13 protein-coding genes are annotated in these 14,382 nt (G+C 72.3%); 7 read left to right on the forward strand and 6 right to left on the reverse strand.

The features are described from left to right. Window positions 1-133 precede the first annotated feature (133 nt). A complete protein-coding gene (locus KJK29_RS26205; protein WP_215121577.1) occupies window positions 134-1,780 on the forward strand; it encodes a M4 family metallopeptidase in 1,647 nt (548 codons plus the stop codon). 81 nt (window positions 1,781-1,861) lie between these two features. Here the strand turns inward: KJK29_RS26205 and KJK29_RS26210 are convergent, their stop codons facing one another. Continuing rightward, window positions 1,862-2,209: an FCD domain-containing protein gene (locus KJK29_RS26210; RefSeq protein WP_251057944.1), complete on the reverse strand. Its 348-nt coding sequence runs from the start codon at window positions 2,207-2,209 to the stop codon at window positions 1,862-1,864. Here KJK29_RS26210 and KJK29_RS39425 point away from each other — a divergent pair. Both KJK29_RS39425 and KJK29_RS39430 read left to right on the forward strand, forming a co-directional pair. Then, complete coding sequence (locus tag KJK29_RS39425) at window positions 2,187-2,843, forward strand: PfkB family carbohydrate kinase (RefSeq protein ID WP_370869209.1); 657 nt, start codon at window positions 2,187-2,189, stop codon at window positions 2,841-2,843. The genes KJK29_RS26210 and KJK29_RS39425 overlap by 23 nt on opposite strands. 27 nt (window positions 2,844-2,870) lie before the next feature. Beyond that, entirely contained in the window at window positions 2,871-3,248 is a 378-nt protein-coding gene (locus tag KJK29_RS39430) for a PfkB family carbohydrate kinase (protein ID WP_215121579.1), read from the forward strand. On the opposite strand, the gene KJK29_RS26225 is transcribed toward KJK29_RS39430, so the two are convergent. The 3 genes from KJK29_RS26225 to KJK29_RS26235 all read right to left on the reverse strand — a co-directional run bounded on the left by KJK29_RS26225 (window position 3,245) and on the right by KJK29_RS26235 (window position 7,009). Continuing rightward, the gene (locus tag KJK29_RS26225; protein ID WP_215121580.1) at window positions 3,245-5,596 is read right to left on the reverse strand and encodes a molybdopterin oxidoreductase family protein; all 2,352 of its coding nucleotides are present in this window, start codon (window positions 5,594-5,596) and stop codon (window positions 3,245-3,247) included. The genes KJK29_RS39430 and KJK29_RS26225 overlap by 4 nt on opposite strands. Window positions 5,597-5,843: 247 nt before the next feature. Continuing rightward, entirely contained in the window at window positions 5,844-6,152 is a 309-nt protein-coding gene (locus KJK29_RS26230) for a hypothetical protein (protein WP_215121581.1), read from the reverse strand. Between the two features lie 170 nt (window positions 6,153-6,322). Next, window positions 6,323-7,009 carry a SanA/YdcF family protein gene (locus tag KJK29_RS26235; RefSeq protein ID WP_215121582.1) on the reverse strand — a complete coding sequence of 229 codons (687 nt, stop codon included), beginning with the start codon at window positions 7,007-7,009 and terminating at the stop codon, window positions 6,323-6,325. Window positions 7,010-7,221: 212 nt separating this feature from the next. Here KJK29_RS26235 and KJK29_RS26240 point away from each other — a divergent pair, with 212 nt between their 5' ends. From KJK29_RS26240 to dnaG, 4 genes are all read left to right on the forward strand, one after another. Then, window positions 7,222-7,992 (forward strand): sirohydrochlorin chelatase, encoded by a 771-nt coding sequence (locus KJK29_RS26240; protein ID WP_215121584.1) that lies wholly within the window; start codon window positions 7,222-7,224, stop codon window positions 7,990-7,992. A gap of 100 nt (window positions 7,993-8,092) precedes the next feature. Further along, window positions 8,093-9,370 carry a deoxyguanosinetriphosphate triphosphohydrolase gene (locus KJK29_RS26245; protein ID WP_215121585.1) on the forward strand — a complete coding sequence of 426 codons (1,278 nt, stop codon included), beginning with the start codon at window positions 8,093-8,095 and terminating at the stop codon, window positions 9,368-9,370. A 134-nt stretch (window positions 9,371-9,504) separates the two neighbouring features. Next, window positions 9,505-10,770, forward strand: a complete 1,266-nt coding sequence (locus tag KJK29_RS26250) for an NAD(P)/FAD-dependent oxidoreductase (RefSeq protein ID WP_215121587.1) — start codon at window positions 9,505-9,507, stop codon at window positions 10,768-10,770. A gap of 29 nt (window positions 10,771-10,799) precedes the next feature. Then, window positions 10,800-12,722 (forward strand): DNA primase, encoded by a 1,923-nt coding sequence (gene dnaG, locus KJK29_RS26255; protein WP_215121589.1) that lies wholly within the window; start codon window positions 10,800-10,802, stop codon window positions 12,720-12,722. Between the two features lie 6 nt (window positions 12,723-12,728). Here dnaG and KJK29_RS26260 read toward each other — a convergent pair whose 3' ends face one another. Both KJK29_RS26260 and KJK29_RS26265 read right to left on the reverse strand, forming a co-directional pair. Beyond that, window positions 12,729-13,724: a nucleotidyl transferase AbiEii/AbiGii toxin family protein gene (locus KJK29_RS26260; protein WP_215121590.1), complete on the reverse strand. Its 996-nt coding sequence runs from the start codon at window positions 13,722-13,724 to the stop codon at window positions 12,729-12,731. After that, window positions 13,721-14,341: a hypothetical protein gene (locus KJK29_RS26265; RefSeq protein WP_215121592.1), complete on the reverse strand. Its 621-nt coding sequence runs from the start codon at window positions 14,339-14,341 to the stop codon at window positions 13,721-13,723. Before KJK29_RS26265 ends, KJK29_RS26260 begins: the two co-directional genes overlap by 4 nt. Window positions 14,342-14,382: the final 41 nt, after the last annotated feature.

A 14,382-nucleotide genomic window follows, 5' to 3' on the forward strand; every position in this document is an offset into this window, starting at 1 on the left:
GATTCTGCACCCTCACACACCTGCACAACGGGCCTATGGACATGCCATGTCCGGGCCGCCTTAACTCGCGGTCAACATCAACGCCGCCCCCGGTCGACCCCACGCGACCGGGTGTGCCCGTATGAGGAGACCGATGAGTCGGATACGTCCCGTCCGAGGTTCCCGTCTCGCCACCGCAGGTGTGGCCGCCACCGGCATCGGCGCCCTGGTGGCCGCCGTGCTTTCCCCCACCGCCCAGGCGGACGAACGGCCGACCCGGTCCGACGCGATCGACAGTGCGGAGACGGTCCTCGCCGACCGGGCCTCCGAACTGGGTCTCGGCTCGGCCCAGGAGACGAAGGTCCGGGACGTGGTCGTCGACGAGGACGGTACCCAGCACGTCCGCTACGACCGCACGTACCACCGACTCCCGGTCCTCGGCGGCGACTTCGTCGTCCACCTGAACCCGGACGGCACCTACCGCAGCGCCAACCGCGCCACGAAGTCCGCGCTGTCCCTGGACGACGTCACCCCGAAGGTGACCGCCCCGAAGGCCGCCGACCTGGCCGCGAGCCTGCTGCGCGCCGCACACCTCGGCGAGACCCTGAAGAAGCTGACCGCCAAGCCGCGCCTGGTCGTCGACGCCCTGCACGGCGCCCCGAAGCTCGCCTGGCAGACCGACGCGGTCGCGCACGACGGACTCGGCAACCCCGTCGGGCAGACCGTGCTGACCGACGCGACGACCGGCGACCGAATAGACGCCTGGGACACGATGGAGACGGTGTCGGGCGACGGCAAGTCCCTCTACGGCGGCACGGTCGGGCTGAACACCACCAAGTCCGGGGCGTCGTACCGGCTGAAGGATGCGACGCGCGGCGGCACGTACACGGGCGACGCGGAGAACAAGACGGACCGGTGCCTGCTGACGGTCTGCGTGTCCCGCGCCCCCGCGACGCTCTTCTCGGACGCGGACAACCACTGGGCCACGGGCAAGACCTCCGACCGCGCCACGGTGGCCGTGGACGCGCAGTACGGCACGGACGTCACCTGGGACTACTACAAGAACGTCCACAACCGGAAGGGCATCGCCGGCGACGGCAAGGGCTCCTTCAACCGCGTCCACTACGGCAAGAACTACAACAACGCCTTCTGGGACGACAACTGCTTCTGCATGACGTACGGCGACGGCGACGGCAAGCAGCTCGGGCCGCTGGTCTCGCTGGACGTGGCCGGGCACGAGATGTCCCACGGTGTCACCTCGAAGACGGCGGCGCTGACGTACTCGGGCGAGTCCGGCGGACTGAACGAGGCCACGTCGGACATCTTCGGCACGCTGGTGGAGTTCCACGCGAAGAACTCCAAGGATCCCGGTGACTGGCTCATCGGCGAGAAGGTCGTCCGCTCCGGGCTCGGCCGGGAGTCCCTGCGCCGCATGGACAAGCCGTCGAAGGACGGCAAGTCCGCCGACTGCTGGAGCGACAAGGCCGCCGACCTCGACGTGCACTACTCCTCGGGCATCGGCAACCACTTCGCGTACCTGCTCGCGGAGGGCAGCGGCGCGAAGACCATCAACGGCGTCAGCCACTCCTCCCCGACCTGCAATGGCTCCACGGTCAAGGGGATCGGCAAGGCCAAGCTCGGCAAGATCTGGTACCGCGCCCTGACGGTCTACATGACCTCCTCGACCGACTACGCGGCCGCCCGCAAGGCGACCCTGAACGCGGCGAAGGACCTCTACGGCAGCGGCAGCACCGAGCAGAAGGCCGTGGCCTCCGCCTGGAGTGCGGTCAAGGTGGGCTGAACCGCCCTCTCACGACACTCGGTGGTGTCCGCAGTTCGGGTGCGGACACCACCGAGGCCTGTGTCGGAGTCTCTCACTCCGCTACTCCCAGACCACCACGTTCCGCCGCACCGGCACCGACGAGGAACCGGTGGCGAAGAGCTCGGGTGAGTGGGCCCGGATCCGCTCGATGTCGCTGAAGACGGCGCGCAGATGCGTCCGCATGGCGGTGCGGGCCAGGGCGAGGTCGCCGCTGACGACCGCGTCGAAGATCTCCTGATGCTGGTCGGCGAAGACCGCGGGGGAGACGTTCTCGTGCAGGCCCAGCCGCATCAGACCGTGGTGGAAGGCCTCGTCCAGCTCCCGGGGCGAGGAACTGCCGCACGACGTCGACGTCGTCTTCGAGGCGTCCGGCGCACCGGCCGCGCTGGGAGCGGTCCTACGGGCCACCGCCCGCGGCGGCACTGTCGTACAGGTCGGGAACCTGCCAGGCACGGCCGCGCCCGCCGTCCTGGGCGACCTGGTGACCCGGGAGATCACCTGGATCGGCTCCTACCGTTTCGTCGACGAGATCGACGACGCCCTGACCGCCCTGCGCGACGGCCTGGACATCTCCCCGGTCATCACCCACCGCTTCCCCCTGGACCAGGCCGAACAGGCCCTCACGGTCGCGGCGGACCCGGCGAGCGCGAGCAGCAAGGTGATGCTGCGGCTGAGCCGGGTGGGCGACGACGCGTTCGGCTGGCGCATCCGCTCCGAACTCGCGGCCCGGGGCCTCGAGGTGGGCGCCGTCGCCGTGGATACGGCCCATCCGACCGGCGTGTACTTCAAGGACCCGGGCCCGGACGCCACCCGCCCCCTGTACTACCGGAGCGGATCGGCCGCCGCCCATATGGGTCCGGAGCTGGCCGGCGCGCCCGAGTTGCGGGGGCCGCGGATCGTGCACGTGTCGGGCATCACCGCGGCGCTGTCGGGCAGTTGCGCCCAGCTGCTGGAGGAGATCGTCGTACGCCGCACACCGTGGGGCGCGGCGGGGCCTCGGCCGCTGGTCTCCTTCGACGTCAACCACCGCCCCGCCCTGTGAAGCGGACGGAACGCCGAGGCGGCACCGGTGCTGCGGGATCTGGCCCGTGCGGCGGACCTCGTGTTCGTCGGGCGCGACGAGGCCGAGGCCCTGTGGGGCACGGCCCACCCCGACGACATCGCGAGCCTGCTCGCCCCGGCACCGCTCGTCGTCGTCAAGGACGCCGAGCACGGCGCCACGTCGTACGCCGCGGGTGAGGTCACCTTCGCGCCCGCCCTCACCGTCGAGGTCGTCGAACCGGTCGGCGCGGGCGACGCGTTCGCCGCCGGGTATCTCTCCGGTGTCCTGGCGGACCTCGACGAGGCGTCCAGGCTCCGCCTCGGCCACCGTACGGCGGCGACAGCGCTGCGCAGCCGGGACGACATCCCCGTCCTGAGCGAGGCCCTGTCCCTGACCCGGCGCTAGCCCCGCACCGCCTCCAACCGCACCGCACACGCCTTGAACTCCGGCATCCGGGAGGTCGGGTCGAGCGCGGGGTTGGTGAGGGTGTTGGCACGGCCCTCGCCCGGCCAGTGGAAGGGCATGAACACGGTGTCGGGACGGATGGCGTTGGTGATCCGCGCGGGCGCCACGGCCCGGCCCCGCCGCGACACCACGGCGACCGGATCCCCCTCGACCGCCCCGAGCCGCGCCGCCAGCCGCGGATGCAACTCCACGAAAGGCCCGGGCGCGGCGGCGTTCAGCTCCGCCACCCGCCGCGTCTGCGCCCCGGACTGATACTGCGCCACGACCCGCCCCGTGGTCAGCAGCACCGGGTACTCCTCGTCCGGCTCCTCGGCCACCGCCCGATGCGAGACGGCGACGAACCGGGCGCGTCCGTCGGGGGTGGCGAAACGGTCGAGGAAGAGGCGCGGGGTGCCGGGGTGAGCGCCGTCGGCCGTGTCGCCGGTGACGGTCGGGCGGCCGGCCGCGCTCCGTTGCGCAACCGGCCCGCCCGCCGCGTCTTCGGGCGTGGCCGGGTTTGCCGCCGCGTCCGCAGGCGCTCCCGGGTTTGCCGCCGCGTCCGCAGGCGCTTCCGGGCCTCCGGCCGTCGTGCCGGGCGTGCCGGGCGTGCCGGGCGTGAGGCCCGCCGGGTTTCCCGGTGCCGGCGCCGGGGCGGCGGCAGGATCCCCGGGCTCCACCGAGTCCACCGCCCCCGCACCCCCCACACCCCCCGGACAAGGCCAGAACACCCCGTCCTCCTCCACCAGCCTGCGGTACGTGATCCCCGAGTAGTCCGCCGGGCCGCCTGCGCTCGCGCGGCGGAGTTCCTCGAAGACCTCCTCGGGGTCCGTCGGGAAGCCCTTCTCCACGCCCAGGCGGGCGGCGAGTTCGTGGAGGACCTCCAGGTCGCTGCGGATGTTCTCGGGCGGCGTGATCGCCCGGCGGCGGAGCAGGACCCGGCCCTCCAGGTTCGTCGTCGTGCCGGTTTCCTCCGCCCACTGGGTGACCGGCAGGACGACGTCCGCGAGCGCCGCCGTCTCCGACAGCACCACGTCGCACACGGCCAGGAAGTCCAGTGACCTGATGCGCTCCTCGATGTGCGCGGCACGCGGCGCCGACACCACCGGGTTGGACGCCATCAGCAGCAGGGACTTGATGTCGGTGCCCAGCGCGTCCAGCAACTCGTACGCACTGCGCCCCGGGCCCGGCAGTGAATCCGGGTCGACGCCCCACACCTCGGCGACATGCCGCCGCGCCGCCGGATCGTCGAGCTTGCGATAGCCCGGCAACTGGTCGGCCTTCTGCCCGTGTTCGCGGCCGCCCTGCCCGTTGCCCTGCCCTGTCAGACAGCCGTACCCGGACAGCGGACGGCCCGCCCGGCCGGTCGCCAGGCACAGGTTGATCCACGCGCCCACCGTGTCCGTGCCCTTGGACTGCTGCTCGGGCCCGCGCGCGGTGAGCACCATCGCCGACTCCGGCTCGCAGAACAGCCGTACGGTCTCCCGAAGTTGGGGAACGGACACCCCCGTGATCCGCTCCACGTACTCCGGCCAGTGCGCCATCGCCGCGGCCCGCGCGTCCTCCCAGCCCACCGTGCGCTCCTGGACGTACTCCTCGTCCACCCGCCCCTCGGCGATCACCAGATGCAGCAGACCCAGGGCGAGGGCCAGGTCCGTGCCCGGGCGGGGCGCCAAGTGCAGGTCCGCCTGCTCGGCGGTCTTCGTACGGCGCGGGTCGATCACGATCAGGGTGCCGCCGTTCTCCCGCAGCTCGTGGAAGAAGCGCAGCGACGGCGGCATGGTCTCCGCGAGATTCGACCCGACGAGGATCACACAGCCCGATTTCGGGATGTCCTCCAGCGGGAACGGCAGCCCCCGGTCGAGCCCGAACGCCTTGATGCCGGCGGCGGCCGCCGACGACATGCAGAAACGGCCGTTGTAGTCGATCTGGGACGTGCCGAGCGCGACCCGCGCGAACTTGCCGAGCGTGTACGCCTTCTCGTTCGTCAGCCCGCCCCCGCCGAACACCCCGACCGCGTCCGGCCCGTGCTCCGCGCGCGTACGGCCCAGCCCGGCCGCGATCCGGTCCAGCGCCTCGTCCCAGGAGGCGGGCACCAACTCGCCTCCGGAACGCACCAGCGGCGAGGTCAGCCGGACGCTCGACGCCAGCACCGCGGGTGCCGTACGGCCCTTGCCGCACAGCGCGCCCCGGTTCACCGGGAAGTCCGTGCGCTCACTCACCTCGACGGTCCCGTCCGGCACGGGCGTCAGGTTCATCCCGCACTGCAGGGCGCAGTACGGGCAGTGTGTGGGCGTCGCGGTGTTCTGCATACCGTTCAGCGTGCTTCGGCCGTGTTACGCCCGGCACGGCTCCCTGTTACACGGCCGGGACGGGGACCTCCCCGCCACCGCCGGTCCCGCGTGAGGCACAGCCCCCGCCCGGGGGGCCACGCACGGACCGGGGGACCACGCACAGACCGGGGGACGACGCACGGACCGGGGGCGGGAGCGCACCGATCGCGCCCCCACCCCCGGCCCCCTTCAGAGACCGTGCCTGGTCAGGACACGGCCCCGTCGGTCAGCACTCGTACGCGTAGTACGGCTCGTCGCCCACGTCCAGACCGATCCTCCCGACCCCGCCGGGGCCGATCTGGATACACGAGGGGTCGAAGCCGTCGACTTCCACGCTGGCGGAGATGGTGTGCCCGCACACGTTGTGGATGTCGGCCCACCACTGGCCGGAGGCGCCGAGCTTCGCGCAGCCCGGCTCCGGGGCCTTGACCGCCGCCGCGGCCACGGGCGCCGCCGAGGCGGTCCCCACGGCTGCCGGCACGGCCAGCAGCGCGCCCGCGGCGGCCATCACCAGCGCGGAGCGAAGTCGAGTCATCAGGTGTCCTTTCCCCCAGTTCGCGACGGCGGCCCGATCCGCCGCCGCACGCCGAAGACACTAAGCGTGATGACACGAACACGGAGAGCGTCGACGGTGCTTTTCATGCCCCGGGGTGAAATGCGCGCGTCAAACCCGCTCCGGCAGAACGTCCTGATTCATCCGACAGGTCATTCGGCCGTGGCCAACGCCCGCTCCACGCCAGGCTCTTGAGGCCCGAGGAACCGGGGGTCCGGCCGGAACGCCGCGTCCAGTGCCGCCTTCCCGGCCGCGAAGATCTCCCGGGCGCCGCCGTAGTACCAGGTCGCGTCATGCACCGCGTCCACCCCGACGCCGTACGACTCGACCCCCGCCGCCTGGCACAGCGCCACCGCCCGCCGGATGTGGAAGCCCTGGCTGATCAGCACGGCCTCGTCCACACCGAAGATCTTCTTCGCGCGCACGCAGGAGTCCCAGGTGTCGAACCCGGCGTAGTCGCTGACGATCCGCCCGTCGGGCACCCCGTGCCGGGTCAGATAGGCGCGCATCGCGTCCGGCTCGTCGTACTCCTCACGGCTGTTGTCCCCGGTGACGAGCACCACCTTCACCCGCCCCTTCCGATACAGCTCGGCCGCCGCGTCCAGCCGGTGCGCGAGATACGGCGAGGGCTCCCCCTCCCACAGCCCGGCCCCGAACACCACGGCCACATCGGTACGCGGCGCGTCCGCCGCCGTACGCAACCGGTCACCCGCCACCGCGTACATCCAGGTCGCCGGAAGCAGCCCGAGCACACACCCGGCCATCACGGCCTGCACCAGCCGCCGCTGCCCCCGGCGGGTACGCGGCAGCCTCGGTCTGCGGAACGTCGGAGCACGCATCGGACAGGTCCCTCCCCAGGTCGGTCTGACCTTCGAGGACGCCCGATCGGCCCGTCCGGTTCACCGCACGGCAGGTGACCAGCTTCACGCGAAAGTCCGAAACCCCAGGTCAAGGGCGCTCACACCGGCCATGACCCCCATGGTGAACCGCCGGAAAACACCCGTGACCCCCACGCAACGGGAAGGCAACGTGCCGCCGCGACCATCGGTACATGCCCAGCCAGCTCAGCCTCGTCCCGCCGACCGCGGCCCGCCGCCCGGTCCCGCCCGCCCTCGTCCTCGTGGCGCACGGCAGCCGCGACCCGCGCGCGCTGAGCACGGTCCGCGCCCTCCTGGACCGGGTCCGCGCGCTGCGCCCCGGCCTGCCGGTGCACCTCGGGCACATCGAACTGAACGCCCCGCTGCTCCCCGACACGCTCGCCGCCCTCGGGGACAGCGAGGCGGTCCTCGTCCCGCTCCTCCTCAGCCGCGGCTACCACGTCAAGCGGGACATCCCCGAGATGGCCGCGGCGGCCCGGGCCCGCACCCGGGTGGCCGCCCCCCTGGGCCCCCACCCCCTCCTGGTGGACGCCCTCCAGTCCCGCCTCACGGAGGCCGGCTGGGGCCGCACCCCCCGCAGCTCCAGCGCGGTCGTCCTCGCGGCGGCGGGCTCCCGCGACCCGGACGCCAAACGGGACACCGCCCGCACGGCCCACCTCCTGGCGGCCCGCCTGGGCGTCCCCGTCCTCCCCGCCTACGCCTCCGCCGCGACCCCCACGGTCCCCTCGGCCGTCCGCACCCTCGCCGCCCGAGGCCGCCCCCACATCGCCCTCGCCTCCTACTTCACCGCCCCCGGCCGCTTCGCCACGGAGACCACCCGATCGGCCCCCTGGATCGCAGCAGCCCCCCTCGGCACCCACCCCGCCATGGCCCAGCTCCTCCTCCACCGCTACGACGAGGCACTGGCAACGGCGCCCGCGGTCCCGGAACTGGCCTCGGCATAGTGCCCTAAGGGGCGCGGGGAACTGCGCGACCAGCCACGACCACCCCGCACCCGCCACGCAACCGAACCCGGCACACGCTACTGGCGCATACTGTCGACACATGGACGGCACCGCACAACACCCCCCGGCCTACGACCCGACGTCAGTCGACCGCTGGGCCCAAGAACCAGACAAACGCCCAGGCCGCACCGCCTTCCAACGCGACCGCGCCCGAGTCCTCCACTCCGCCGCCCTGAGAAGACTCGCCGGCAAGACCCAAGTGGTGACGCCCGGCACCATGGGCCCCGCCTGGGACGCCAGCCCCCGCACCCGCCTCACCCACTCCCTGGAATGCGCCCAGGTCGGCCGCGAACTGGGCGCGGCCCTCGGCTGTGACCCCGACCTCGTCGAAGCCGCCTGCCTCTCCCACGACCTGGGCCACCCGCCCTTCGGCCACAACGGCGAACAGGCCCTCAACGCGTTCGCCTCCGACTGCGGCGGCTTCGAGGGCAACGCCCAGTCCCTCAGACTCCTCACCCGCATCGAGCCCAAACGATTCACCCCGGACGGCTCCGTCGGCCTCAACCTCACCCGCGCCACCCTGGACGCCGCCACCAAGTACCCCTGGCCCCGAGGCGCCCACCCCACCGACCCGGCCTCACCCAAATTCGGTGTCTACGAGGACGACCGCCCCGTCTTCGACTGGCTCCGCAAGGACGCCCCCGGCACCCGCACCTGCTTCGAGGCGCAGGTCATGGACTGGGCCGACGACGTGGCCTACTCGGTGCACGACGTGGAGGACGGCCTGCACGCCGCCCACATCGACCCGAACTGCCTGCACGCCGACCCCGAACGCCAGGACGTCTTCGAGGTCGCCCGGGGCCGCTACGTACCGTCCGACACCGACCCCGCGGAACTCGCCGAGGCACTCGACCGGCTCCTCGCCCAGGAGTGGTGGCCGCACGGCTACGACGGCACCGCCGTGGCGCAGGCCCGGCTGAAGGACGCCACCAGCCAGCTCATCGGCCGCTTCTGCCTGGCCGCCGAGTCCGCGACCCGCGCCGCGTACGGCAGCGGACGGCTCACCCGGTACGCGGCCGAACTGGTCGTGCCGCGCGAGGCCCGGATGGAGTGCGCCGTCCTCAAGGCCGTCGCCGACCTCTACGTCATGCAGCGCGCCGAGCAGGAGCGGCTGCGCGCCGACCAGCGGATCGTCGTGGCCGAACTGGCCGAGGCGCTCACCGCCCGCGCCCCCGACGGCCTGGACCCGCAGTTCCGCGCCCTGTTCGACCGGGCGCCGGACGACCGGGCCCGCAAGCGGGTGATCGTCGACCAGATCGCCTCCCTCACCGACACGTCGGCCCGTTCGCTTCACGCCCGTCTGACGGGGCAGGCATGAGACTGACGCGACGGTCGGGGCATGAGCACCCCCGAATGTGACCCTCCGTGGCCTGATCGGGTCACTCCCTCTTCCCGCATCACGCTCCGTGCGGGACGCTCGCAAGTGGCGACATCGTTATGAGGAGGCATCAAGTGGTCGACGCGGATCAGACATTCGTCATCGTCGGAGGCGGACTGGCAGGCGCCAAGGCAGCCGAGACGCTCCGCACGGAGGGCTTCACCGGCCGCGTGATACTGATCTGCGACGAACGTGACCACCCCTACGAGCGCCCGCCGCTGTCCAAGGGCTACCTCCTCGGCAAGGAGGAACGCGACAGCGTCTTCGTGCACGAGCCCGCCTGGTACGCGGCCAACGACATCGAGCTGCACCTGGGCCAGACCGTCGACGCGATCGACCGCACCGCCAAGACGGTCCGCTTCGGCGAGGACGGCACCGTCGTCCGCTACGACAAACTGCTCCTGGCGACCGGCGCCGAGCCCCGCCGCCTCGACATCCCGGGCACGGACCTGGCGGGCGTGCACCACCTGCGCCGCCTCGCCCATGCCGAGCGCCTCCGGCACGTCCTGACCAACCTCGGCCGTGACAACGGCCACCTGGTGATCGCGGGCGCCGGCTGGATCGGCCTGGAGGTCGCGGCGGCGGCCCGCGAGTACGGCGCGGAGGTCACCGTCGTCGAGCCGGAGCCGACCCCGCTGCACGGCGTTCTCGGCCCGGAGCTCGGCGGGCTCTTCGCCGAGCTGCACCGCGAGCGCGGCGTCCGCTTCCACTTCGGCGGCCGGCTCACCGAGATCGTCGGCCAGGACGGCATGGTCCTCGCGGCCCGCACCGACGACGGCGAGGAGCACCCGGCGCACGACGTCCTGGCCGCGATCGGCGCCGCCCCCCGCACCCACCTCGCGGAGGCGGCAGGACTGGAGATCGCCGACCGCGCCCACGGCGGCGGCATCAAGGTCGACGAGCGGCTGCGCACCTCCGACCCGGACATCTACGCGGCCGGTGACGTGGCCTCCTTCCACCACGCCCTCTTCGAGACCAGTCTGCGGGTGGAGCACTGGGCCAACGCGCTGAACGGCGGACCGGCGGCGGCCCGCTGCATGCTCGACCGCGACGTGACGTACGACCGGGTGCCCTACTTCTTCTCCGACCAGTACGACCTGGGCATGGAGTACTCCGGCTGGGCGCCCCCGGGCACCTACGACCAGGTGGTGATCCGCGGGGACGCGGGCAAGCGCGAGTTCATCGCCTTCTGGGTGAAGGAGGGCCGCGTCCTGGCCGGGATGAACGTCAACGTGTGGGACGTCACAGACAAGATCCAGCACCTGATCCGCACCAAGGCCCAGGTGAATACCGAGTCCCTGGCGGACCCGCACGTTCCGCTGGAAAGCCTGGCGCCGTAGGCCCGCTCCGGCCCCCGTAGAATTCACGCGTGGCAGGACGGATCAACGACGAGGACGTGAAGGCGGTACGGGACGCGGTCCCGATCGACGCCGTGGTGTCCGAGTACCTCCAGCTGCGTAACGCGGGCGGCGGGAACCTGAAGGGTCTCTGCCCGTTCCACGACGAGAAGTCACCGTCCTTCCAGGTCAGCCCCAGCAAGGGTCTGTTCCACTGCTTCGGCTGCCAGGAGGGCGGCGACACCATCACCTTCGTGATGAAGATCGACCACCTCTCCTTCTCGGAGGCGGTCGAGCGCCTGGCCGGCCAGGCGGGCGTCACCCTGCGCTACGAGGAGGGCGGGTACAACCCCTCCCACCAGCGCGGCGAACGGATCCGCCTGGTCGAGGCCCACAAGATCGCGGCGGAGTGGTACGCGGAACAGCTCGCGACATCCCCCGAGGCCGACACCGGCCGGATCTTCCTCGCCGAGCGCGGCTTCGACCAGGCCGCCGCCCAGCACTTCTCCGTCGGCTACAGCCCCCAGGGCTGGGACCACCTCACGCGCTTCCTGCGCGGCAAGGGCTTCACCGACAAGGAGCTCCTCCTCTCCGGCCTCTCCCAGGAGGGCCGCCGCGGCCCCATCGACCGCTTCCGCGGCCGTCTGATGTGGCCCATCCGCGACATCGGCGGCGACGTCGTCGGCTTCGGCGCCCGCAAGCTCTACGAGGCGGACAACGGCCCCAAGTACCTCAACACGCCCGAGACGGCGATCTACAAGAAGTCCCACGTCCTCTACGGCATCGACCTGGCGAAGAAGGACATCGCGAAGTCCAGCCGCGCGGTCGTGGTCGAGGGCTACACGGACGTCATGGCCTGCCATCTCGCGGGCGTCACCACCGCCATCGCCACCTGCGGCACGGCCTTCGGCGGCGACCACATCAAGATCCTCCGCCGCCTGCTGATGGACAACGGCTCGGCCCGCGTGATCTTCACCTTCGACGGCGACGCCGCCGGCCAGAAGGCGGCCCTGCGCGCCTTCGAGGACGACCAGAAGTTCGCCGCCGAGACATACATCGCCATCGCCCCCGACGGCATGGACCCCTGCGACCTGCGCCTCGCCAAGGGCGACGAGGCCGTGGCCGACCTGGTCGAACCCCGCACCCCGCTCTTCGAGTTCGCGCTGCGCCAGATCGTCGCCCGCTACGACCTCGACACCCCCGCGGGCCGCGCCGCCGCCCTGGACGAGGCGGCCCCCGTCGTCGCCCGCATCAAGAACAGCGGCGCCCAGCACGAAGTCGCCGTCCAGCTCGCCGGCATGCTCGGCATCCTCGACACCCAGTTCGTGGTCAAGCGCGTGGCCCAGCTCGCCCGCTGGGCCCGCGACCGCGGCGGCAAGGGCCCGGCCCCGGACCGCCACCAGCAGTCGTCCCAGCAGTACGCCACCGCCCAGCCGTCCGCCGCCCCCCGGGGCCCCGCCCTCAACCTCCGCAACCCCGTCTTCGCCACCGAACGCGAACTCCTCAAACTGGCCCTCCAGCGCCCGGAACTGGTCTCCCCGGCCTTCGACGCCTACGGAGCCGACGAGTTCACCGCCCCGCCCTACGCCGCCGTCCGCATGGCCATCCTGGACGCCGGCGGCGCCGAACTGGGCGTCGAGGACCCCCAGGACTACCTGGTCAAGGTCCGCGAGGCCGCCCCCGACGACGCGGTCCGCGCCATGGTCACCGAACTGGCCGTCGAGGCGATCATGCTCCACAAGGGCGTGAAGGGCGTCGACGAGCCCTACGCCGGCGCCCAACTGGTCACCGTCCGCCGCCGCGCCGTGGAGCGCCGCATCCGCGACATCACCGGCCAGCTCACCCGCGTCGCCACCCAGGGCGACCCGGCCCAGCTCGCCGCCGTCCAGAACGAACTCTGGGTCCTCCAGCAGTACGACCAGACCCTGCGCGAACACGGCGCCGCCGCGCTGTAGACCGGGTCAGGCCCCGGCACCCTGGAACGTCGGGGTCACGGCCCGCACCAACCGGTCGGCGAACGCCTGCTCGTCGTCCCTGTACCGCGGATACTCCGTGACGAAGTGGTTCCACTCCACGTACCCGACCGCCTCCACCACATCCTCCAGAAGGATCTCCTCGCGGTACGGGTACGGCCACTCGCCCGACAGCCGGAACACCTCGTGCAGCAGCTCCCGGCGCAGCGGATGCCGCTCGGCCAGCAGCACGGCGTCGTACAGGTCCTTGCCCTGCGCGTACGTGTCGTTGATCACCCACATCAGCTTCCACGCCAGCGACAGCTCCGGCGTCGCCGCCTGCACGAGCGCGCCGCCCGGCAGCTCGACCGGCTCGGGCTCCTCGGGCAGCCGCTCGTTGAAGACGAAGTCGAGCTGGACGTGCCCGCCGGGCAGCCCGGGCGCGCCCCAGGGCAGCAGCATCCGGCGGCCCGGCACCCGCTCGTAGGTCCAGATGTCCTCGACCACCGCGCCCCGGGCCGAGATCCCGACCTCGCGCCCGCGGGCGTCGGCCAGTGCCTGCGCCGCCTCGGCGATCCCGGTCAGCATCCGGTCCGTACGGCCGTCGTCGATCCGCCAGGTGTGCGGTACGACGACGAAGTCCAGGTCCCCGGGCTCGCGGGCGGCGTCCCCGAACCACACCGACATCAGCACGCTGCCCCGCAGCACCAGCGCGTCCACCCACTCCGAGTCGGCGATCGCGTCCAGCACCAGGTGCAGGGCCCGGCGGCGGGCCGCCCGCCATGCCTCGCCCCGTGCCGGGTCGGCGAAGCGCGGGTCGGTGGCGCGGTAGGCGTTCTGGTACTGCTTCAGGGCCGGGTCGAAGACCGGGCGCTGCACCACGTCGTCCCCCGGCACGGGCCGGAGCGACTTGGGAAGCTGCTCGGCCCTGCGGATGGCGTCGTCCAGGGGCTCACGGGGAATCTCCGTGTTCGCCCAGCCGAAGCCCGTCCACGACTGTTTCATTCCGACACCCCCACCGGCTCACCGAGCCATCCGTCGTCCACCGACACATCACTGTCGTGCAGCACGAACTCCCGCTCCACCTGGAGCACTTCGAGTCCGGCGAGCGCCGACAGCAGCCCCTCCAGCGCCAGCCCGGCGCCCTGCGCGTCCACCCCGTGGCACCGCTGGGTCACGAACCGCTCGTGCCGGGCCGCGTCCCGCACCCTTCGGGCGTTCCACGACAGATGGGCGCCGTGCGGCAGCACACTGGCGGCGAGCGCCGCGAGGTCCGTGTCCGGGGCGAGCAGCAGCTTCACATGGTGCTCGAAGTACCGTCCGTCCGCGCACGGCCCGAGCGGCACCTCCGGCGCCCAGGGCGACGACTCGATCTTCACGCGCACGGGCTCGAAGCCGTCCGCCCGCAGGCCCGCCGTCACCTCCCGCGCCCGCCGGGACTCCTCGGCGTACGACGCCGAACCGGACAGGGTGAGCATCGGCTGGTCCCGCATCCGGCCCCGGGCCAGCACGATGTGCGTCAGCTTGAGTCCGGCCGCGGCCGCCCACCGGCCCAGCCGTTCCGATACGCCGGTACCGGAGCAGCGGACGGTCACATGTGTTTCGTACAGGGAAGCGGACACCCGCGGATCGTGCCAGATCAGTGGTAGCAGGGGCACCCGGG

Source organism: Streptomyces koelreuteriae, assembly GCF_018604545.1.
In the GTDB taxonomy this organism is placed as follows: domain Bacteria; phylum Actinomycetota; class Actinomycetes; order Streptomycetales; family Streptomycetaceae; genus Streptomyces; species Streptomyces koelreuteriae.

What these genes read in the sequence shown, in the direction of transcription:
- KJK29_RS26225 (WP_215121580.1), bottom strand. Translation starts at nt 5,596, where the DNA reads ATGCAGAACACCGCGACGCCCACACACTGCCCGTACTGCGCCCTGCAG.
- KJK29_RS26245 (WP_215121585.1), top strand. Translation starts at nt 8,093, where the DNA reads ATGGACGGCACCGCACAACACCCCCCGGCCTACGACCCGACGTCAGTC.
- KJK29_RS26235 (WP_215121582.1), bottom strand. Translation starts at nt 7,009, where the DNA reads ATGCGTGCTCCGACGTTCCGCAGACCGAGGCTGCCGCGTACCCGCCGG.
- KJK29_RS26205 (WP_215121577.1), top strand. Translation starts at nt 134, where the DNA reads ATGAGTCGGATACGTCCCGTCCGAGGTTCCCGTCTCGCCACCGCAGGT.
- KJK29_RS26240 (WP_215121584.1), top strand. Translation starts at nt 7,222, where the DNA reads ATGCCCAGCCAGCTCAGCCTCGTCCCGCCGACCGCGGCCCGCCGCCCG.
- KJK29_RS26230 (WP_215121581.1), bottom strand. Translation starts at nt 6,152, where the DNA reads ATGACTCGACTTCGCTCCGCGCTGGTGATGGCCGCCGCGGGCGCGCTG.
- KJK29_RS26260 (WP_215121590.1), bottom strand. Translation starts at nt 13,724, where the DNA reads ATGAAACAGTCGTGGACGGGCTTCGGCTGGGCGAACACGGAGATTCCC.